The following is a 21848-nucleotide window of genomic DNA, read 5'->3' as shown; positions in this document are numbered from 1 at the left end:
GGTTCAGGCGACGGCGACGACGTCGAGGATGCGCTGGATCACCCGGTCCTGGTCAATCCCTGCCGCCTCGGCCTCGAAGGAAAGAATGATGCGGTGGCGCAGCACGTCGAACAGCACCGCCTGGATGTCTTCGGGGCTGACAAAGTCGCGCCCGGCCAACCAGGCGTGGGCCCGAGCACAGCGGTCCAGGGCAATCGAGCCACGCGGGCTGGCGCCGTAGGCGATCCAGTCGGCCAGTTCCAGGTCAAACTTGGCTGGGGTGCGGGTGGCCATGACCAGCTGCACCAGGTACTCCTCCACCGCATCGGCCATGTACAGGCCGAGGATTTCCTTGCGCGCGGCAAAGATGGCCTGCTGGCTGACCCGACGCTCCGGTTTGGTCTCACCATTGAGCGCCTCGCCCCTGGCCTGCTGGAGGATGCGCCGTTCGACGGTGGCATCCGGGAAGCCGATCTTGACGTGCATGAGGAAGCGGTCGAGCTGGGCTTCGGGCAGCGGGTAGGTGCCTTCCTGCTCGATCGGGTTCTGTGTGGCCATCACCAGGAACAGCGGCGACAGCTCGTAGGTGCTGCGGCCGACGCTGACCTGGCGTTCGGCCATGGCTTCAAGCAGCGCCGACTGGACCTTGGCCGGGGCGCGGTTGATCTCGTCGGCCAGCACCAGGTTGTGGAAGATTGGGCCCTGCTGGAACACGAAGCTGCCGGTTTCCGGGCGATAGATCTCGGTGCCGGTGATATCGGCCGGGAGCAGGTCGGGGGTGAACTGGATACGATGGAACTCGGCCTCGACACCTTCGGCCAGTTCCTTGATGGCCTTGGTCTTGGCCAGGCCCGGGGCGCCTTCGACGAGCATGTGACCGTCGGCGAGAAGCACGATGAGCAAGCGCTCGACGAGTTTTTCCTGGCCCAGGATCTGGGTTGAAAGAAAGGTGCGCAGCGCGATCAGCGCCTCACGGTGTTCCATCGTTGAAGGTTCCTGGAAAAAAGCCAGGGCGTGCAGCGTAAAAGCGCCCGGGCGGGGGCTGATACTTTAATCCATCCGGGGTCGAAAAGCATCGCGGGGCAAGCCCGCTCCCACTGGTGATCTCGGAGGGAGCGGGCTTGCCCGGCGATAAGGATCACTCAGTTCTTGAAATTGGAATGCTTGCGCCCCTGGTCACACAGGGCAAACACCACCACAAACACCGCCGCCACCACCAGGATCAGCGCCACGCCGTCGGTGGAGTGGGTCGCCGAGCTTGCCACCAGTGCCAGGCCGCCCAGCGGCGCCAGGCCACCGGCCACGGCCGTGCCGATCTCGCGCCCGGTACCAAAGCCCGAGGAGCGGGTCTGGGTCGGGAACTGGCGGCTGAGGAACGAGCCCTGAGGGGCGAACATCATCGGTGCGAGGATGCCGGTACCGATGGCAATTGCCAGGTAGATCATCATCGGCTCGCCGGTATTGAGCAGGCTCAGGAACGGGTAGGCGAACAGCACCGAGAACATCCCGCCGAGCATCAGTACGGTCTTGCTGCTCCATTTGTCGCACAGCCAGCCGAAGCACGGCACGGCGATGATTGCCACCAGGCTGGCGATGGTCACCGATAGCGAGGTGACGTGGGCTTCGACGCCCTTGTACTGGGTCAGGTAGGCCAGCGAGAAGGTCTTGAAGATGTAGCTCAGGGCGTTGTAGCCGATGGCCACGAAGAACACCACGGCCAGGCCCTTGAGGTCGTTGCGAAACAGCAGCTTGAGCGGCGACTCCTGGCGCTGGGCCGGGGTTTTGTCCAGTTCCTTGAAGTCCGGGGTTTCCGGGATGCTTTTACGCACCCACAAGCCAACGCCGACCAGCACGATGCTGCAGATGAACGGGATGCGCCAGCCGCCGGCAAGCAGGAATTCGTTGCCGTTCATGGTCAGCAGGTACACGGTCAGCGACGACAGCAGCAGGCCCAGGTTCAAGCCCAGCGCCGGCCACGCGCCCTGGCTGCCGCGCTTGCCTTCGCTGGCGTGCTCGTAGGAGGTCACCGCCGCGCCAGAGAGCTCGGCGCCGGCGCCCAGGCCCTGAATGATGCGCACCAGCACGAGGATGATCGGCGCCCAGATACCGATCGAGGCATAGCTGGGGATCAGGCCGATCAGGGCGGTGCACACGCCCATCATGCAGAAGGTGATGACCAGCACCTGCTTGCGCCCGAAGCGGTCGCCCAGGTAGCCGAACAGCACGCCGCCGAAGGGGCGGGCGATAAAGCCGATGGCGAAGGTGGAAAACGCCAGCAGCGATGCAACCGCCGGATTACTCGGGTCGAAGAAGATCTTCGAGAAGACGATCGCCGCCATGGTTGCGTACAGGTAGAAGTCGTACCACTCCAGCATCGAGCCGAAGATGGTCGCGGCGGCGACCTTGCGCAGGCGCTTGCGTTTCTGTTCCGGGGTTTCGCTCGCGGCCGCAGCCGCCTCATGTACCGACATCAGTGAGTTCCTTTTTGTCTTTGTAGTTATGGTGTGCAGCAGGGTTTCAGCGGGCTTTGAGGATTTTCTCGGCGATCATCTGGCCGATCGGGATAGCCGAGGTGGCTGCCGGTGACGGCGCATTGCAGACGTGCACCATGCGCGGGGTCTCGGCGAACAGGAAGTCGTGCACCAAGGTGCCGTCGCGCATCACCGCCTGGGCGCGAATACCGGCTTCGTAGGGCTGCAGATCCTCGACGCTCAGCGATGGGCAATATTTGCGGCATTGCTCCAGGTAGCCGCTTTTGAACAGCGAGTTCTTCATCTCGGCGGTGCCGGAGCCCAGGTTGTTCCAGATGGTTTTCCAGAACCCCGGAAAGCTTGCGTACTCGGCCACATCGCGCCAGTTCACCGAGAACTTCTTGTAGTTCTCCCGGCCCAGGCCCAGTACGGCGTTGGGCCCGACCGTCACGCTGCCGTCGATCATCCGCGTCAGGTGCACGCCAAGAAACGGCAGTTCCGGATCGGGGATCGGGTAGATCAGGTGGTTGACGATGTCGTTCTTGGCTGCTGGCAGGCGGAAGTATTCACCGCGAAAGGGGATGATCTGGTGGTCGATCTTGACCCCGGCCAGGCTTGCCAGGCGGTCGGATTGCAGGCCGGCACAGGCCACCAGTTGGCGGGCGCTCCAGGCCTTGTCGTCGCTGCTGATGGTGACCTTGTCGGTGGTTTCGACGATGGACCGCACGGTGGTCTGCAGTTGCACTTCGCCGCCAAATCGCTGGATGACCCGGGCCATGGCGTCACAGACCTGCTTGTAGTCGACGATACCGGTGGCATCGAGGAACAGGCCGCCGAGACCGACGATGTTTGGCTCGCGCCGTTGCAGTTCCTGGGCATCCAGTTGCTCGACCTTCAGGCCGTTCTGCTGCGAGCGCTCGTACAGAGCGTGCATGCGCTCGACTTCCAGCGGCGTGGACGCCACCAGCAGCTTGCCGCAGACCTCGAACTTGATCTGGTGCTCAGTGCAGAAATCCTTGGTGGCCTGAGCGCCACGCTTGCACAGGTCGGCCTTGAGGCTACCCGGGGCGTAGTAGATCCCTGCGTGGATCACCCCGCTGTTGTGGCCCGTCTGGTGCTTGCCCAGGCTGCTTTCCTTTTCCAGGATCAGCAGCGAGGCGCCGGGCTGGCGTTCGAGCAGGGCCATGGCGGTGGCGAGGCCGACGATGCCGCCGCCGATGATGCAATAGTCGTAGATCATGCAGGTGTCACCTTGGTTTGTTCTTATCAGAGCGTCTGCTTATCAGGTTGTCAGACTAGGTAGGGCAAATAAATGGGCGCCATGCAGCAGCGCCTACTAAACAGGGGTTTCAGTCGATATTCGGCAAGTCCAGTTTCAGGCGTTTGGCCGAGGCCCGCAGGTGTGCTTCGGCGCAGGCAGCCGCGGCGACCCGGTCGCCATCGGCGATGGCCTGGTACAGCGCCTGGTGTTCGCGGTGGGCATCGGCCGAGCCGCCTACCGAATGCACCGCCGAGTTTTCCCAGGCGGTTTTACGCGCAGCGGCCAGCTGGCCGCGGAGAAAATCATGGAAGGCGACGAAGTAATCGTTCTTGCTGGCTTCGGCGATGGCGCGGTGGAATTCGACATCGGCAGCGGCGGCCACGGCAAAGTCGCAGCGTTTATCGAGCATCTCTTGCAGGGCCTTGCTCATCCGCGCAAGGTCGGCGGCGTCGCGGCGCTGGGCCGCCACCGAGGCAGCCTGGGTCTCGATCCACAGGCGCACTTCGAACATCTGTACCAGGTCCGGGCTGCGACCCTGGGCTGACGGGAAGCGGAACACCGTGCCGGTCGGGGTTTGCGAAATATACGAACCCAGGCCGCGACGGGCGATCAGCACGCCATCTGCCTTGAGCTGGGCCACAGCCTCGCGCACCACCGAGCGGCTGACGTTCAATTGCTCAGCCAGTTGCTGTTCGGTAGGCAGGCGCGATTCGGCCGCCAGGCGACCAGAATCGATTTCGGCGCGGATGGCACCGACAACCCGTTCGACCAGGGTGTCGGGGCGCTGAAGCTCAAGCATGAAGGACGCTCATTAATCAGGTTGTCAGACAATGCCTTTTGCAGCGGTTCCTTGTCAAGAAACCGCGTAGGCGATTACAGCTCGCTGACGTAGGTGCCTGTGCCCTTGAGAATGTTCTGCAGGGTTTGTTCTACTTCGGCAAGGTCTGTGCCTTTCGAGGTCAGGATGATTTCCAGATGGTCGTCACCACCGAGGGCGTCGGCATCCAGCGGTGCAACTTCGATCAGTAACCTCTGGGCACTGAACGTGACCTTCAAACCGTCGACGGGTGCGTAATGCTCGTCGAGGGTGATGTCCACTCGCTCTTCGTCCGGGTAGCGGGTCATGAGGAACATCTGGCCCTTGTCGCTGTGGCAGCACAGGGTGGCCATGTTGTCCTCTTCATCATCGCAGGGGGTGGCAAAGAGCAGGGCGGTTGTCAGTTGCATGAGCGGCTCGATCAATAAGTTGAAGGCCGATTCTGCCAGTCTTCGGCCTGTGGATAAACGTGCGCTTGCACCTCAATGACCGAATATGTCGCAGCATCGCAAGCAGGGGCGGGCGGGCACTCGTTAAGCTTTGCTGTCGATGGACACCCGTAAAGACACAGCCCGTTCGGCAGTCGTTTTTGCAGATGCCCATCCGTGGAGCGGAAGATGTGACTCGCAGGTCACCTTGAGCGCCTGTTTCTATGGTTTTACCGTCCTCCTGCTACGGGTTGGCTATCGTTGATCCGTAAACGGCGGACGCGCGCGACGCTTCACTCAATAATAAAGCCCAAGCGGAGTACCACAGATGGCGTTTTTCACCGCAGCCAGCAAAGCCGACTTCCAGCATCAACTGCAGGCGGCCCTGGCGCAGCACATCAGCGAACAGGCACTGCCACAAGTGGCGCTGTTCGCCGAGCAGTTCTTCGGCATCATCTCTCTGGATGAACTCACCCAGCGCCGTATGTCGGACCTGGCCGGTTGCACCCTCTCTGCCTGGCGCATCATCGAGCGTTTCGATCACACCCAGCCTCAGGTTCGCGTCTACAACCCCGATTACGAGCGCCATGGCTGGCAGTCGACCCACACTGCGGTCGAAGTCCTGCACCATGACCTGCCTTTCCTGGTCGACTCGGTACGTACCGAGCTCAACCGCCGCGGCTACAGCATCCACACCCTGCAGACCACCGTACTGAGCGTGCGTCGCGGGCCAAAAGGCGAACTGCTGGAAATCCTGCCCAAAGGCACCCAGGGCGAAGGCGTCCTGCAAGAATCGCTGATGTACCTGGAGATCGACCGCTGCGCCAACACCGCCGAGCTCAACCTGCTGACCCGCGAGCTTGAGCAGGTCCTGGCTGAAGTGCGCGTCGCTGTCGCCGATTTCGAGCCGATGAAGGCCAAGCTGCGCGAGGTCGTGGCGCTGGTCGAGCAGACCGCCTACGCCCCGGCGCAAAACGAAAAGGCCGAGGTCAAGGCCTTCCTCGAATGGTTGCTGGGCAACCATTTCACCTTCCTCGGTTACGAGGAATTCGTCGTTCATGGCGACGCCCAGGGCGGCCAGCTGCAATACGACGAGCAGTCGTTCCTCGGCCTGACCCGCATGTTGCGCGTCGGCCTCACCGCCGAAGACCTGCGTATCGAAGACTACGCCGTCAATTACCTGCACGAGCCGCTGCTGCTGTCCTTCGCCAAGGCCGCGCACCCAAGCCGCGTGCACCGTCCGGCCTACCCGGACTACGTGTCGATCCGCCAACTGGATGCCGATGGCAAGGTCATCAAGGAATGCCGCTTCATGGGTCTGTACACCTCTTCGGTGTATGGCGAAAGCGTGCGGGCGATCCCGTACATTCGTGGCAAGGTCGCTGAAGTCGAGCGCCGCTCGCATTTTGACCCCAAAGCCCACCTGGGCAAGGAACTGGCTCAGGTTCTGGAAGTGCTGCCCCGTGACGACCTGTTCCAGACCCCGGTCGACGAGCTGTTCAGCACCGTCATGTCGATCGTGCAGATCCAGGAGCGCAACAAGATCCGTGTGTTCTTGCGCAAAGACCCGTACGGCCGCTTCTGCTACTGCCTGGCCTACGTGCCGCGCGATATCTACTCCACCGAAGTGCGGCAGAAGATCCAGCAGGTACTGATGGAGCGCCTCAAGGCCAGCGACTGTGAGTTCTGGACCTTCTTCTCCGAGTCGGTGCTGGCGCGCGTGCAACTGATTCTGCGTGTCGACCCGAAAAACCGCATCGACATCGACCCGCAGCAACTGGAAAACGAAGTGATCCAGGCCTGCCGTTCGTGGCAGGACGACTACGCCAGCCTGACCGTCGAAAGCTTCGGCGAAGCCCAGGGCACCAACGTCCTAGCGGACTTCCCGAAAGGCTTCCCGGCCGGTTACCGCGAGCGTTTCGCCGCCCATTCGGCAGTGGTCGACATGCAGCACCTGCTGACCCTGTCCGAGCGCAAACCGCTGGTGATGAGCTTCTACCAGCCGCTGACCCAGGCCGGCAAACAGCAACTGCACTGCAAGCTGTACCACGCCGATACGCCGCTGGCGTTGTCGGATGTCCTGCCGATCCTGGAAAACCTTGGCCTGCGCGTGCTGGGCGAGTTCCCGTACCGCTTGCGCCATGCCAATGGCCGCGAGTACTGGATTCATGACTTCGCCTTCACCGCCGCCGAAGGCCTGAACCTCGACATCCAGCAGCTCAACGACACCCTGCAGGATGCCTTCGTGCACATCGTCAATGGCGATGCCGAGAACGACGCCTTCAACCGCCTGGTGCTGACCGCCGGCCTGCCGTGGCGCGACGTGGCGCTGCTGCGTGCCTACGCTCGCTACCTCAAGCAGATCCGCCTGGGCTTCGATCTGGGCTACATCGCCAGCACCCTGAACAACCACACCGACATCGCCCGCGAGCTGACCCGGTTGTTCAAGACCCGTTTCTACCTGGCACGCAAGCTCACCAGCGAAGACCTCGACGACAAGCAGCAGCGTCTGGAACAGGCCATTCTGACGGCCCTGGACGAGGTCCAAGTGCTCAACGAAGACCGCATTCTGCGTCGCTACCTGGATCTGATCAAGGCCACCCTGCGCACCAACTTCTACCAGACCGATGCTCAGGGCCACAACAAGTCGTACTTCAGCTTCAAGTTCAACCCCAAGCTGATTCCCGAACTGCCCAAGCCGGTGCCGAAGTTCGAAATCTTCGTCTACTCGCCACGGGTCGAAGGCGTGCATCTGCGCTTTGGCAACGTTGCCCGCGGCGGCCTGCGCTGGTCGGACCGCGAGGAAGACTTCCGCACCGAAGTGCTGGGCCTGGTAAAAGCCCAGCAGGTGAAAAACTCGGTGATCGTCCCGGTTGGCGCCAAGGGCGGCTTCCTGCCGCGCCGCCTGCCGCTGGGCGGCAACCGTGATGATATCCAGGCCGAAGGCATCGCCTGCTACCGGATCTTCATTTCCGGCCTGCTGGACATCACCGACAACCTCAAGGACGGCGCTCTGGTGCCGCCGGCCAACGTCGTGCGCCATGACGACGATGATCCGTACCTGGTGGTGGCTGCCGACAAAGGCACCGCGACCTTCTCCGATATCGCCAACGGCATCGCCATCGACTACGGCTTCTGGCTGGGCGATGCGTTCGCCTCCGGTGGCTCGGCCGGTTACGACCACAAGAAAATGGGCATTACCGCCCGTGGCGCCTGGGTTGGCGTGCAGCGTCACTTCCGTGAGCGCGGCATCAACGTCCAGGAAGACCCGATCACCGTGGTCGGTGTCGGCGACATGGCTGGCGACGTGTTCGGCAACGGCCTGCTGATGTCCGACAAGCTGCAACTGGTGGCGGCGTTCAACCACCTGCATATCTTCATCGATCCGAATCCCGAGCCTGCCAGCAGCTTCGCCGAGCGCCAGCGCCTGTTCGACCTGCCGCGTTCGGCCTGGAGTGACTACGACACCAGCATCATGTCCGAAGGCGGCGGGATCTTCCCGCGTAGCGCGAAAAGCATCGCGATCACCGCGCAGATGAAAGAGCGCTTCGCCATCGAAGCCGACAAGCTGACCCCGACCGAGTTGCTCAACGCGCTGCTCAAGGCCCCGGTCGACTTGCTGTGGAACGGCGGTATCGGCACCTACGTCAAGTCCAGTGAAGAAAGCCACGCCGACGTCGGCGACAAGGCCAACGACGCCCTGCGCGTCGATGGCAACGAGCTGCGCTGCAAAGTGGTGGGCGAGGGCGGCAACCTCGGCATGACCCAGTTGGGCCGCGTCGAGTTCGGCTTGAACGGAGGCGCCACCAACACCGACTTCATCGACAACGCCGGTGGCGTGGACTGCTCCGACCACGAGGTCAACATCAAGATCCTGCTCAACGAAGTGGTGCAGGCCGGTGATATGACTGAGAAGCAGCGCAACCAGCTGCTGGGCAGCATGACCGAAGAAGTGGGCGGCCTGGTGCTGGGCAACAACTACAAGCAGACCCAGGCACTGTCGCTGGCGGCACGCCGGGCCAAGGAACGCATCGCCGAGTACAAGCGGCTGATGGCTGACCTCGAGAGCCGTGGCAAGCTGGACCGCGCCATCGAGTTTCTGCCCACCGAAGAGCAACTGGCCGAGCGCCTGGCGGCTGGCCAGGGCCTGACCCGTGCCGAGCTGTCGGTGCTGATCTCCTACAGCAAGATCGACCTCAAGGAACAGTTGCTCAAGTCGCTGGTGCCAGACGACGACTACCTGACCCGCGACATGGAAACCGCTTTCCCGCCGTCGCTGGTGAGCAAGTTCGCCGAGGCCATGCGCCGTCATCGCCTCAAGCGCGAGATCGTCAGTACCCAGATCGCCAACGATCTGGTCAACAACATGGGCATCACTTTCGTTCAGCGCCTCAAAGAGTCCACCGGCATGAGCCCGGCGAACGTCGCCGGTGCCTACGTGATCGTGCGTGACATCTTCCACCTGCCACACTGGTTCCGTCAGATCGAGGCCCTGGACTATCAGGTCCCGGCTGAAATCCAGCTGACCCTGATGGACGAGCTGATGCGTCTGGGCCGCCGCGCGACCCGCTGGTTCCTGCGCAGCCGGCGCAACGAGCAGGACGCAGGCCGTGACGTGGCCCACTTCGGGCCGAAGATCGCGGCACTGGGCCTGAAACTCGATGAACTGCTGGAGGGGCCGACCCGCGAGCGCTGGATGACCCGTTACCAAGGCTTCGTCGACGCTGGCGTGCCGGAGCTGCTGGCGCGCATGGTGGCCGGTACCACGCACCTGTACACCCTGTTGCCGATCATTGAAGCCTCCGATGTCACTGGCCAGGACCCGGCCGAAGTGGCCAAGGCGTTCTTTGCCGTTGGCAGTGCTCTGGACCTGACCTGGTACCTGCAGGAAATCAGCAACCTGCCAGTGGAAAACAACTGGCAGGCCCTGGCCCGCGAAGCCTTCCGTGATGATATCGACCTGCAGCAGCGGGCGATCACCATCTCGGTGCTGCAGATGGTCGATGCGCCTGAGGACATGGATGCCCGGGTGGCCCTGTGGCTGGATCAGCACCGGGTCATGGTCGAGCGCTGGCGTGCCATGCTCGACGAGCTGCGTGCCGCTACCGGTACCGACTACGCCATGTACGCGGTCGCCAACCGCGAACTGGTGGACCTGGCCTTGAGTGGCCAGGCAACGGTGATGCCGTCCTGAGCGTGAGCTGAAATGAAAAAGCCCCGGCAACTGCCGGGGCTTTTTTGTCTGTACCGGCCTCATCGCTGGCAAGCCAGCTCCCACAGGGTCTTGTGGGAGCTGGCTTGCCAGCGATGAGGCCGTTGAACCTTACTTGAAGCGGCGTTCCACGCCTTTTTCTACCAGAATCTTCGCCGCAATCTCCTCCACGGAAAAATGCGTGGAGTTGATGTGCGCGATGTTTTCGCGGCGAAACAGGTTTTCCACTTCACGCACCTCGAACTCGCACTGGGCAAAGCTTGCGTAGCGGCTATTGGGCTTGCGCTCGTGGCGGATGGCGGTCAGGCGGTCGGGGTCGATGGTCAGGCCAAACAGTTTGTGCTGGTGATTTTTCAGCGCCTGGGGCAGTTGCAGGCGCTCCATGTCGTCTTCGGTCAACGGGTAGTTGGCTGCGCGGATGCCGAATTGCATGGCCATGTACAGACAGGTCGGGGTCTTGCCGCAGCGCGACACACCCACCAGGATCAGGTCGGCCTTGTCGTAATAGTGGGTGCGCGCGCCGTCGTCGTTGTCGAGGGCGAAGTTGACCGCCTCGATCCGTTCCATGTAGTTGGAATTGCCACCGATCGAGTGGGATTTACCCACCGAATACGAGGAGTGGGCGGTCAATTCCTGCTCCAGCGGGGCCAGGAAGGTCGAGAAAATGTCGATCATGAAACCATTGGAGGTGGCGAGGATCTCGCGGATATCCTGATTGACGATGGTGTCGAAGATGATCGGACGGACACCATCCTTCTCAGCGGCGCTATTGATTTGTTGTACCATCACCCGCGCTTTTTCCACGCTGTCGATGTACGGACGCGTGAATTTATTGAACGGAATGGTATCGAACTGCGCCAGAAGACTTTGTCCCAGCGTCTCGGCGGTAATGCCGGTGCCATCGGAGATAAAGAAAGCAGATCGTTTCATTTGCGCCTTGGGCCTTAAGCTGGTGACGAATCTTGGATATGATAGGTTCGGTTTACCGAACACTGCGTTCGGCATTCTCACTTATTTTCCAGGTCCAGGCCACAAGCGCCCGGCCAAGCCAGAGCTGGCAGGCGGGCGACCTGAGCTTTTCCAACACAGTTAGTGGAGAGATCACCTTGGTAGAGTACGTAGTTTCCCTCGATAAGCTCGGCGTCCATGATGTAGAGCACGTGGGGGGCAAGAACGCATCCCTCGGCGAGATGATCAGTAACCTCGCGGGCGCCGGTGTCTCGGTCCCCGGCGGCTTTGCCACTACGGCTCAGGCGTATCGTGACTTTCTCGAACAGAGCGGCCTGAACGCCCAGATCCATGCGGCCCTCGACGCGCTGGACGTTGACGACGTCAACGCCCTGGCCAAGACCGGTGCGCAGATCCGCCAGTGGATCATGGACGCCGAGTTCCCCGAGCGCCTGAACGCTGAAATCCGCAGCGCCTTCGCCGTCATGTCCGAGGGCAACCCGAACATGGCCGTGGCCGTGCGCTCCTCGGCCACCGCCGAAGACCTGCCGGACGCCTCGTTCGCCGGCCAGCAGGAAACCTTCCTGAACATCCGCGGCGTCGACAATGTCATTCGCGCGGCCAAGGAAGTGTTCGCCTCGCTGTTCAACGACCGCGCCATTTCCTACCGCGTGCACCAGGGTTTTGACCACAAGCTGGTGGCCCTGTCGGCCGGCGTGCAGCGCATGGTCCGCTCCGAAACCGGCACCGCCGGGGTGATGTTCACCCTCGACACCGAGTCGGGCTTTCGTGACGTGGTGTTCATCACCGGCGCCTACGGCCTGGGTGAAACCGTGGTGCAGGGTGCGGTCAACCCAGATGAATTCTACGTGCACAAAGGTACGCTGCAGGCCGGCCGCCCGGCGATCCTGCGCCGCAACCTGGGCAGCAAGGCGATCAAGATGGTCTATGGCGAAGAAGCCAAGGCCGGTCGCTCGGTCAAGACCGTCGATGTCGACAAGGCTGAGCGCACCCGTTTCTGCCTGAGCGACGCCGAAGTCAGCGAGCTGGCCAAGCAGGCGATGATCATCGAGAAGCACTACAAGTGCCCGATGGACATCGAATGGGCCAAAGACGGCGACGATGGCAAGCTGTACATCGTTCAGGCCCGCCCTGAAACCGTGAAGAGCCGCGCCCAGGCTAACGTCATGGAACGTTACCTGCTCAAAGAGACCGGCACCGTGCTGGTCGAAGGCCGTGCCATTGGCCAGCGCATCGGCGCCGGCAAGGTGCGGATCATCAAGGACGTCTCGGAGATGGACAAGGTCCAGCCGGGCGACGTGCTGGTCTCGGACATGACTGACCCGGATTGGGAACCGGTGATGAAGCGCGCCAGCGCCATCGTTACCAACCGTGGTGGGCGCACCTGTCACGCGGCGATCATCGCCCGTGAACTGGGGATCCCGGCTGTGGTCGGTTGCGGCAATGCCACCCAGTTGCTCAAGGATGGCCAGGGCGTCACCGTCTCCTGCGCCGAAGGCGATACCGGTTTCATCTTCGAAGGTGAGCTGGGCTTCGATGTGCGCAAGAACTCCGTCGACGCCATGCCGGAGCTGCCGTTCAAGATCATGATGAACGTCGGCAACCCGGATCGTGCCTTTGATTTTGCCCAGTTGCCCAACGCCGGTGTCGGCCTGGCGCGTCTGGAATTCATCATCAACCGCATGATCGGCGTGCACCCTAAAGCGCTGCTCAACTACGCCGGCCTGCCTGCCGAGCTCAAAGAGAGCGTTGACAAGCGCATTGCCGGCTACAACGATCCGGTGGGCTTCTATGTCGAGAAGCTGGTTGAAGGCATCAGCACCCTGGCTGCGGCGTTCTGGCCGAAGAAGGTCATCGTGCGCCTGTCGGACTTCAAGTCCAACGAATACGCCAACCTGATCGGCGGCAAGCTCTACGAGCCGGAAGAAGAAAACCCGATGCTGGGCTTTCGCGGTGCTTCGCGTTACATCAGTGAAGCCTTCCGTGACTGCTTCGAGCTCGAGTGCCGCGCCCTCAAGCGCGTGCGCAACGAGATGGGCCTGACCAACGTCGAGATCATGGTGCCATTCGTGCGCACCCTGGGTGAAGCCAGCCAGGTTGTCGATCTGCTTGCCGAGAATGGCCTGGCCCGTGGCGACAACGGTCTGCGCGTGATCATGATGTGCGAACTGCCGTCCAACGCCATCCTCGCCGAAGAGTTCCTCGAGTTCTTCGACGGCTTCTCCATCGGTTCCAACGATCTGACCCAGCTGACCCTGGGCCTGGACCGCGATTCGGGGATCATCGCCCACCTGTTCGATGAGCGAAATCCTGCGGTGAAGAAGCTGCTGGCCAATGCTATCCAGGCCTGTAACAAGGCGGGCAAGTACATCGGCATCTGCGGCCAGGGCCCATCCGATCACCCGGACCTGGCCAAGTGGCTGATGGAACAGGGCATTGAAAGCGTCTCGCTGAACCCGGACTCGGTCCTGGAGACCTGGTTCTTCCTGGCCGAAGGCCAAGCCGCGAACTGATGCGCTGAACCGGAGCCTCCACCCGGCCTGCCTGGCGGTGGAGGTTTCGACCGTATTCCAGGGCGTGTTCCAGTGATGGACCTCGCCCTTTTTTGTGCAAGAACCCTATGCAAAGCAGCAGCACCCTTTTTCCCGTGGCCTTGCTCAGTGCCGAGCGCCGTGGTGACCTGAGCGAAGACGTGTACCGGATCAAAGCCGGTAACAGCCCGGATCGCACCGTGGAGCTGGCGCTCACCCGCCTGGGCATGGCCGATCAGACCGAGGTGCGCGGCACCCCGGTCGTTTTGCTGCACGGCAGCTTTTCCAACCGGCGTTTCTGGTACTCGCCCCGGGGCATTGGCCTGGGTGCGTACCTTGCGCGCGCAGGTTTTGATGTGTGGATCCCGGAGATGCGCGGCCACGGCCTGTCGCCGCGGAATAATAACTATCGGCACAATCGCGTGGCCGACTACGTCCGTTACGATCTACCGGTGATTGCCGCGTTCGTCTGTGAGCAGGCTGGGCAGCCGGCCCACTGGATTGGCCATTCCCTGGGCGGCACGACCCTGGCGGCAGCGCTGGGCGGTCAATACCTGGGGCCTGAGCAGGTGGCCAGTGCGGCGTTTTTCGGTACCCAGGTAAGCCGTACCTACTGGCCGCTGAAACTGCCGCCGGTGGAGTGGGGCGGACGCTTGTTGCTCAAGCGTTTTGCGCAGATCTCCGGCTCGCGGCTCAAGCGTGGCCCGGAAGACGAGCCCATTGGTCTGGCGCTGGAAAGCATGCGCTGGTTCGGCCTGTTTGGCCGCTTTGGTGACAAGGACCGCGACTGGTGGGCGGGCCTCACGGAGGTGCAGGTGCCGGTGCTGGTCGTGGCGGGCGCAGGTGATCATCAGGACCCGGTCTGGGCCTGTCGCAAGCTGTACGAGCAACTGGGCAGCGAGCACAAGCAGTTTGTTCGCCTGGGGCGTGAGGAGGGCTTCGACAACTTCGGGCACGTCGACATGCTGGTCAGTAAACCGGCGCAGGCGCAGGTCTGGCCGTTGGTTGAGCGCTGGTTGCGTGACCCTTTGGCCAGTTTTCCGGGCGAAGCCGCACAGCAGGTGACCGGATCGGCGCCGACGTGTAGCCTTGAGCCTAAAGCCTGATCATCGGGCCTCGTTAATTGATTGATACCGCGACATCCCATTGTCTTTGCAACTGACAGGAGTTTGCCATGCATTACATCACCCCCGATCTGTGCGACGCCTACCCCGAACTGGTGCAGGTGCTGGAGCCGATGTTCAGCAATTTTGGCGGCCGCGACTCCTTCGGGGGCGAGATCGTCACCATTAAGTGCTTCGAAGACAACTCGCGGGTCAAGGAGCAGGTCGAACTCGATGGCACCGGCAAGGTGCTGGTGGTCGACGGTGGCGGTTCGTTGCGCCATGCCTTGCTGGGCGACATGCTGGCCGAAAAGGCGGCGAAGAATCACTGGCAAGGCCTGGTGATCTACGGTTGCGTGCGTGATGTCGATGTCCTGGCGCAGACCGACGTCGGCGTGCAGGCCCTGGCTAGCCACCCAATGAAGTCCGTGCGGCGCGGCGTTGGCGACCTCAATGTACCCGTTACCTTTGCCGGCGTGACCTTCCGTCCGGGCGAATACATTTACGCTGATAACAACGGTGTGATCGTATCGCCAAGCCCGTTGAAAATGCCTGAGTAATGCTCTGAATCCGGTCAGTGGGGTAGGGATGTTCGAGGAAGAAAACGCGCAATGGGGGCTGGTGCATGCCCTGGTGCTGGATGGAAGCGGTGGTGCGCGTTCGATCGCCCGAACTGAACTGGACGCCCTTGAACTGCAGCCCCAGGAGAGCCTGTGGCTGCACTGGGACCGCAGTCATCCGCAAACCCGCACCTGGTTGCGCCACGACAGCGGCCTGAATGAGTTCGCCTGCGACCTGCTGCTTGAAGAAAACACCCGCCCACGCCTGTTGCCCCTGCCAGATGCGCAGATGCTGCTGTTCTTGCGCGGGGTTAACCTCAATCCTGGCGCCGAGCCCGAAGACATGGTCTCGGTGCGCATCTTCGCCCAAGCTCAGCGAGTGATCTCGCTGCGTCTGCGGCCGTTGCGCGCCAGCGACGAGCTGTTGCAGCAACTGTCTGAAGGCCGCGGGCCGAAAACCGCCTCCGAGTTGCTGCTGAGCATGGCGCAACTGTTGACCGAAAAGGTCCAGGCGCTGATCAGCGACCTGTCGGAAGTGGTTGACAGCGAAGAAGAGAAGCTCGAAGCCGACAAACGGTATGCTCCGGATCAGGGCAGCTTGCAGCAGATCCGCCGGCGTGCGGCCGGATTGCGACGCTTTCTCAACCCGCAGCGGGAAATCTATGCGCAACTGGCGCGCAACAAGTGGAGCTGGTTCGCCGCCGACGACGCCGACTACTGGAACGAGCTCAACAACAGCCTGACCCGCTACCTCGAAGAGCTGGAGCTGACCCGCGAACGGGCTGCCCTGGTGCTTGAGAGCGAAGACCGGCGGCGCAGCGAGCGGATGAACCGGACCATGTACCGCTTCGGTATCATCACCTGCATCTTCTTGCCCATGAGTTTCGTCACCGGGCTGTTGGGCATCAACGTCGGCGGTATTCCCGGCTCCGACAGCCCGTACGGGTTTCTCTTCGCCAGCTTGCTGGTGCTGGCCCTGGCGATGGGGCAGTGGTGGCTGTTTCGCCGCCTGCGCTGGGTGTGATGATGAAATCTGTGAACAAGCAGTCACAAACTGCCTGGCCAGTTCATGTGACCCGTGGTGCGGCGACCTCGTCTTTGACAGATATTGCGCGAGGTGCCTATGCACGATCCGTTTGAAGAATCCCTGCGAGACCTGCTCAAGGCATCGCCGTCCGGCCAGGACCGCGACGACGACGCCTGCCTGGGCCGGGTCCTGAAAACCGCCAACCGCCAGGTCGGCGCGGGTGATCTGTTCAGCTTGCTGGGCCGCTGGAGCCAGGCGCTGATGATTGCCGTGAACAATGGCTCGGCGCATGTCGCGCCGGTGCGCCGTAACGCTACCGCCCGTAAAGCTGATAAGGCCGATTGAATATGGAACTTGATCTCTGGACCCAGAGCCTGGTCACCGCGATGACCGCGTTGTGGACCAAAGTGGCGAACTTCATCCCCAACCTGTTTGGCGCCCTGGTGGTGGTGCTGCTCGGTTTCGTGGTGGCCAAGCTGCTCGATACCCTGCTGTCGAAATTGCTGGCCAAGCTCGGCCTGGATCGCCTGATGGGCGGCACCGGCCTGACCAAGATGCTCAGCCGGGTCGGCATTCAGGTGCCGATTTCGACCCTGATCGGCAAGATCGTCTACTGGTTCGTCCTGTTGATTTTCCTCGTCTCGGCCGCTGAATCCCTTGGCCTTGAGCGTGTCTCGGCCACCCTCGACATGCTTGCCCTGTACCTGCCGAAGGTGTTTGGTGCTGCACTGGTATTGCTGGCGGGCGTATTGCTGGCGCAACTGGTCAATGGCCTGGTGCGCGGCGCCGCCGAAGGCATCGGCCTGGAGTATGCCGCGGGCGTTGGGCGCATCGCCCAGGGCTTGGTAATCATCATCAGTATTTCAGTGGCAATCAGCCAGCTCGAGGTCAAGACCGACCTGCTCAACCACGTGATCGTCATCGGTTTGATTACCGTTGGTCTGGCCGTGGCACTGGCCATGGGCCTGGGCAGCCGGGAAATTGCCGGGCAGATTCTGGCTGGAATCTATGTGCGTGAACTGTATCAAGTGGGCCAACAAGTACGGATTGGCGAGGTCGAAGGGCAGATCGAGGAGATCGGTACGGTCAAGACGACCCTGCTGACCGACGACGGTGAGCTGGTCTCGCTGTCCAACCGGATTCTGCTCGAGCAGCGAGTCAATAGCCGCTAACCGGGCAAATCCTGCTAATGTATGCCGCCGCAAAAATGCCCCAGGCAGGGGTGTGCGGCGACAATGACCTGACTGTCGGCCAGATCCGTTTTGAATAAAGTTCACTCGCTGCCCATGCGTTACGATCCCCGCGAGCTCACTGATGAGGAGTTGGTGGCGCGTTCGCATGACGAGCTGTTTCATGTTACTCGCGCGTATGAGGAGCTCATGCGCCGCTACCAACGGACCCTTTTTAACGTCTGTGCGCGTTATTTAGGGAACGATCGGGACGCTGACGATGTCTGTCAGGAGGTGATGCTAAAGGTGCTCTATGGGCTGAAGAACTTCGAGGGCAAATCGAAGTTCAAAACATGGCTCTACAGCATCACCTACAACGAATGCATCACCCAGTACCGCAAGGAGCGGCGCAAGCGTCGACTGATGGATGCCTTGAGTCTTGATCCACTCGAGGAGGCCTCGGAAGAGAAGGCGCCCAAGCCTGAAGAGAAAGGCGGGCTGGATAAATGGCTCGTGCATGTCAATCCGATTGACCGCGAAATTCTGGTGCTACGATTTGTCGCAGAACTGGAATTCCAGGAAATCGCCGATATCATGCACATGGGTCTGAGCGCAACGAAAATGCGTTACAAGCGTGCGCTAGACAAGCTACGTGAGAAATTTGCGGGCCTTGCTGAAACTTAGTGGCGCGCAAATATCTCTAACGTACCGGCAAGTTCTGCTAGACTTGCCGTCGAGTTGTCCCCCGGATGTTGGTGGGACTGCTTAACTATCACCAGATGGGGATTTAACGGATGAAATTGAAAAACACCTTGGGCTTGGCCATTGGTACTCTCGTTGCCGCTACTTCGCTCGGCGCTCTGGCACAAGGCCAAGGCGCGGTCGAACTCGAAGGTGGCGTGCAGAAGCGCTACTACGATAGCGAGCGTAATTTCGATAACACTGGTACCAACCCGTACTTTCAGGGTAGCTACTTCCTGACCGACGACGTTGCACTGGGCCTGCGCTACAACGAAGTGCACAACGCCCGTGGCAACAGCGGCAAGAACATCAGGGGCCAGAACATCGGCCTTGACGCTACCTACCACTTCAACAACCCAGGCGATCTGGTTCGTCCGTACGTTTCCGCTGGTTTCTCCAACGAGAGCATCAGCCAGAACCTGCGTAGCGGTCGTGACCACTCCACCTTCGCCAACCTGGGCGCCGGTGCCAAGGTCTACTTCACCGAAAACTTCTTCGCCCGTGCTGGCGTTGAAGCCAACTACAACATCGACAGCGGCAACACCGAGTGGGGCCCGATGCTGGGTGTCGGCCTGAACTTCGGCGGCGGCAAGAAAGCCGAGCCAGCTCCAGCGCCAGTTGCTGAAGTCTGCTCCGACAGCGACAACGATGGCGTCTGCGACAACGTCGACAAGTGCCCTGACACCCCAGCCAACGTTACCGTTGACGCTGATGGCTGCCCAGCTGTTGCTGAAGTCGTCCGTGTTGAGCTGGACGTCAAGTTCGACTTCGACAAGTCGGTCGTCAAGCCAAACAGCTACGGCGACATCAAGAACCTGGCTGACTTCATGAAGCAGTACCCACAGACCACCACCACTGTTGAAGGTCACACTGACTCCGTCGGTCCTGACGCTTACAACCAGAAACTGTCCGAGCGTCGCGCAAGCGCCGTTAAACAGGTTCTGACCAACCAGTACGGTGTTGAGTCGAACCGCGTTGAGTCGGTTGGCTACGGTGAAACCCGTCCGGTTGCTGACAACGCCACCGACGCTGGTCGCGCTGTTAACCGTCGCGTAGAAGCGCAAGTAGAAGCCCAAGCCAAGTAATTGGTCCAAGCCCTACTGAAAAGCCCGGCCTAGGCCGGGCTTTTCTTTGCCTGCGATTCAAGCTGTCAGTTGCAGCAGCGCCGCACTGTCCACTGCGGCCACCTCGCCGATGACCACAATCGCCGGGCTGCGCAGCTTGAAGCTAGCCGCATCCAGGCACATCCGCGCCAGGCTGCTGCGTTGCTCGCGCTGCTGAGGCAGCGAGGCGTTCTCGATCATCGCCACTGGCGTGCGTGCCGCCAAGCCGCCTGCCAGCAAGCCCTGCTGCACTTCCTCCAGTTTGCTGACGCCCATGTACACTACCAGGGTGGTGCCGCTTTGGGCCAGCGCCTGCCAGTTCAACGGGCTGTCATCCTGAGTATGGGCGGTCACCAGGGTCACGCCGCGGCTGACGCCGCGCAAGGTCAGGGAGATGCCACATTGGCTGGCGCCAGCCAGGCCTGCGGTAATGCCATTGACCAGTTCGGTTTCGATGCCACGGGCCTGCAGCCAGGCGGCCTCTTCGCCGCCGCGGCCAAAGATGCACGGGTCACCGCCCTTGAGCCGGGCCACGCAGCGGCCCTGGCGGGCATGGCGCAGCATCAGGCGTTGAATGAAGGCTTGCGGGGTGGAGCGGCAGCCACCGCGTTTACCCACGGCAACCACCCGAGCCTGCGGACAGTGTTCAAGGATCTGCGGGTTGACCAGGTCGTCGATCAGTACCACCTCGGCTTCAGCCAGGGCACGTACCGCCTTGAGGGTCAGCAGCTCCGGATCACCGGGGCCTGCACCAATCAGCCAGACTTTCGCATGCATAGGGTTTTCCTCATCGGCAAAGGGGCTGTCAGCCTTTTAGCAGGCAGATCAGCAGGATCAGGTTAAGCAGCAAGGACAGCAGTGCCAGGCTGCGCCAGACTTTCAGCGGTTCGCGCTCAAGCAGCGGGCGCGGGCGCGCGCTTAACTGCTGGCGGTCGCCTTGCTCAAGCAGCAACAGCCATTGCTCTGCGGTTTCAAAACGTTGCTGGGGATCGGCGCGCAGCGCCTGGGCAAGGTTGTGTTCAAGCCAGTCGGGCAGGTCCGGGCGATAGCGCGAGGCGCTGATCGCCTGGGTGAAGCGTGGGTGCTGGAAGGCTTCGATTTCGCCATAGGGGTAGTGTCCGGTGAGCAGGTAGAACAGCGCTACTGCAACGCTGTAAAGGTCCTGCTGGGGGCTGGGCGGCTCGCCCTCGAATGCTTCCGGGGCGATGAACGACGGCGTGCCCGGCAGTTCATGGGCGCGGTCTTCGCTGAGCCCGGGGCAGAACGCCAGGCCGAAATCCAGCAGGCGCAGTTGGCCGTCTTCACCCAGGTGCAGGTTGTCGGGCTTGATGTCGCGGTGAAGGATATTGCGCCGGTGCAGCGCGCCCACCGCCTGCAACAGTTGCTGGGCCAGTGACTGCCATTGTGCCAACGGCAAGGGGCCGTTGTGGGCGAACAATTGCGCCAGGGTCTGGCCGGGGTATTCGCGCATCAGATAGTACAGGTGCTGGCGCTTGCCGGCCGGGTGCACTTCGGGGAAATAGCGTCCAGCCACCCGACGCAGGAACCATTCTTCGAGCAGCAAGCCCTGTTGCGCGCCCGGTTCGTCCTTGCGTTCGGCAGGCAGGGTTTTCAGCAGCCACGGCTGTTGCTGTTGGTCGCGCACGCGGTACAGCACGGATTGACGGCTGTGGCCCAGCGTTTGCTCGATATGCCAGCCATCAATGATCTGCCCGCTGCGCAGGGCGCTCGGCAACGGCCACTGCTGCAATTGCGCCAGGGAGTCGCCCAGGTTGCTCGCACCCAGTTGCTCGATGCGCACCAGCAGCGCACTGGCGTTGTCCTGGCTGCCGCTCAGATGGGCCGAGCTGACCAGGGTCTGGGCGGCATCCTGCAGGTCGATCTGCTCACGCAACACAGCCCTGATCTGCGCTTCGCTGAGGCTCGCCCAGACGCCGTCGCTGAGCAGCACGAAACACTCGCCGGCCTGCAGCTCGCCCTCCAGATAGTCGACCTGCAGGTGCTGGTCCAGGCCCAGGGCGCGCTTGAGCACATGCTGCATGCCCGGTTGGTCCCAGACGTGATCTTCGCTGATGCGTTGCAGTTGCCCGGCGGCCCAGCGGTAGATCCGGCAGTCGCCGACATGTGCCAAGGTAAAGCGCCGCCCGCGCAGGACCAGGGCGCTGAGGGTGGTGAGCAGCGGCTGGCCGCCGCCATTGGCGCGCAACCAGCGGTTCTGCGCCAGCAGCAGGCGGTCCAGGGCCTGGGCCACGCCCCAGGTGGCCGGGGTGGCGTAGTAGTCCAGGGCCAGCGCCTGCAGGCTGGCGCGCGCCGCCAGGCCGCCATCGGCGCACTGGCTGACACCGTCGGCGAGGGCGAAGAGGAAGCCTTTGCTGGCAGCCAGCTCCGGGTTGGGGGTGACCAGGCGCAGGGCGTCCTGGTTTTCCTCTCGGGGGCCGCTGGCACTGGCCTGGGCAAAGCTCAGTTGCAAGGTCATC

The 21848-nt window shown here is 62.1% G+C and carries 17 protein-coding genes; 9 read left to right on the top strand and 8 right to left on the bottom strand.

The features are described 5' to 3' along the window. Positions 1–3: 3 nt before the first annotated feature. From M5G17_RS20410 to M5G17_RS20390, 5 genes are all read right to left on the bottom strand, one after another. The gene (locus M5G17_RS20410) at positions 4–963 is read right to left on the bottom strand and encodes an AAA family ATPase (RefSeq protein WP_130265590.1); all 960 of its coding nucleotides are present in this window, start codon (positions 961–963) and stop codon (positions 4–6) included. Positions 964–1121: 158 nt separating this feature from the next. After that, a complete protein-coding gene (locus M5G17_RS20405) occupies positions 1122–2450 on the bottom strand; it encodes an MFS transporter (protein WP_273894711.1) in 1329 nt (442 codons plus the stop codon). A 46-nt stretch (positions 2451–2496) separates the two neighbouring features. Next, positions 2497–3690 carry an L-2-hydroxyglutarate oxidase gene (gene lhgO, locus M5G17_RS20400; RefSeq protein WP_273894710.1) on the bottom strand — a complete coding sequence of 398 codons (1194 nt, stop codon included), beginning with the start codon at positions 3688–3690 and terminating at the stop codon, positions 2497–2499. Positions 3691–3799: 109 nt separating this feature from the next. Beyond that, complete coding sequence (locus M5G17_RS20395; protein ID WP_273894709.1) at positions 3800–4510, bottom strand: FadR/GntR family transcriptional regulator; 711 nt, start codon at positions 4508–4510, stop codon at positions 3800–3802. Between the two features lie 74 nt (positions 4511–4584). Continuing rightward, positions 4585–4938 (bottom strand): hypothetical protein, encoded by a 354-nt coding sequence (locus M5G17_RS20390; RefSeq protein ID WP_273894708.1) that lies wholly within the window; start codon positions 4936–4938, stop codon positions 4585–4587. Positions 4939–5284: 346 nt separating this feature from the next. On the opposite strand from M5G17_RS20390, the gene M5G17_RS20385 reads away from it, so the two are divergent. Then, the gene (locus M5G17_RS20385; RefSeq protein ID WP_273894707.1) at positions 5285–10150 is read left to right on the top strand and encodes an NAD-glutamate dehydrogenase; all 4866 of its coding nucleotides are present in this window, start codon (positions 5285–5287) and stop codon (positions 10148–10150) included. 129 nt (positions 10151–10279) lie between these two features. On the opposite strand, the gene ppsR is transcribed toward M5G17_RS20385, so the two are convergent. Then, a complete protein-coding gene (ppsR, locus tag M5G17_RS20380) occupies positions 10280–11098 on the bottom strand; it encodes a posphoenolpyruvate synthetase regulatory kinase/phosphorylase PpsR (RefSeq protein WP_130265584.1) in 819 nt (272 codons plus the stop codon). A 176-nt stretch (positions 11099–11274) separates the two neighbouring features. On the opposite strand from ppsR, the gene ppsA reads away from it, so the two are divergent. The 8 genes from ppsA to M5G17_RS20340 all read left to right on the top strand — a co-directional run bounded on the left by ppsA (position 11275) and on the right by M5G17_RS20340 (position 19353). After that, entirely contained in the window at positions 11275–13650 is a 2376-nt protein-coding gene (ppsA, locus tag M5G17_RS20375; protein ID WP_273894706.1) for a phosphoenolpyruvate synthase, read from the top strand. A gap of 107 nt (positions 13651–13757) precedes the next feature. Continuing rightward, positions 13758–14774, top strand: coding sequence for an alpha/beta fold hydrolase (locus M5G17_RS20370; protein ID WP_273894705.1), 1017 nt, complete (start codon positions 13758–13760; stop codon positions 14772–14774). A gap of 68 nt (positions 14775–14842) precedes the next feature. Next, positions 14843–15331 (top strand): ribonuclease E activity regulator RraA, encoded by a 489-nt coding sequence (rraA, locus tag M5G17_RS20365; RefSeq protein WP_130265581.1) that lies wholly within the window; start codon positions 14843–14845, stop codon positions 15329–15331. 28 nt (positions 15332–15359) lie between these two features. Continuing rightward, entirely contained in the window at positions 15360–16355 is a 996-nt protein-coding gene (locus tag M5G17_RS20360; RefSeq protein ID WP_273894704.1) for a zinc transporter ZntB, read from the top strand. A 93-nt stretch (positions 16356–16448) separates the two neighbouring features. Next, entirely contained in the window at positions 16449–16703 is a 255-nt protein-coding gene (locus M5G17_RS20355) for a CrfX protein (RefSeq protein ID WP_371128640.1), read from the top strand. Positions 16704–16705: 2 nt separating this feature from the next. Further along, entirely contained in the window at positions 16706–17530 is an 825-nt protein-coding gene (locus M5G17_RS20350) for a mechanosensitive ion channel family protein (protein ID WP_038994250.1), read from the top strand. A gap of 114 nt (positions 17531–17644) precedes the next feature. Further along, positions 17645–18211: an RNA polymerase sigma factor SigX gene (gene sigX, locus M5G17_RS20345; RefSeq protein WP_420793375.1), complete on the top strand. Its 567-nt coding sequence runs from the start codon at positions 17645–17647 to the stop codon at positions 18209–18211. Between the two features lie 110 nt (positions 18212–18321). Beyond that, positions 18322–19353, top strand: coding sequence for an OmpA family protein (locus tag M5G17_RS20340; RefSeq protein ID WP_273894702.1), 1032 nt, complete (start codon positions 18322–18324; stop codon positions 19351–19353). Positions 19354–19410: 57 nt separating this feature from the next. Here M5G17_RS20340 and cobA read toward each other — a convergent pair whose 3' ends face one another. Next, entirely contained in the window at positions 19411–20148 is a 738-nt protein-coding gene (gene cobA, locus M5G17_RS20335; protein WP_273894701.1) for a uroporphyrinogen-III C-methyltransferase, read from the bottom strand. A gap of 28 nt (positions 20149–20176) precedes the next feature. Beyond that, complete coding sequence (locus M5G17_RS20330; RefSeq protein WP_273894700.1) at positions 20177–21847, bottom strand: bifunctional protein-serine/threonine kinase/phosphatase; 1671 nt, start codon at positions 21845–21847, stop codon at positions 20177–20179. Position 21848: the final 1 nt, after the last annotated feature.

The sequence above is a fragment of the Pseudomonas rubra genome (assembly GCF_028656935.1).
Taxonomy (GTDB): Bacteria; Pseudomonadota; Gammaproteobacteria; order Pseudomonadales; family Pseudomonadaceae; genus Aquipseudomonas; species Aquipseudomonas rubra.
Note: the sequence above shows the minus strand (reverse complement) of the source record. Positions and strands in the feature narration are given on the sequence as shown.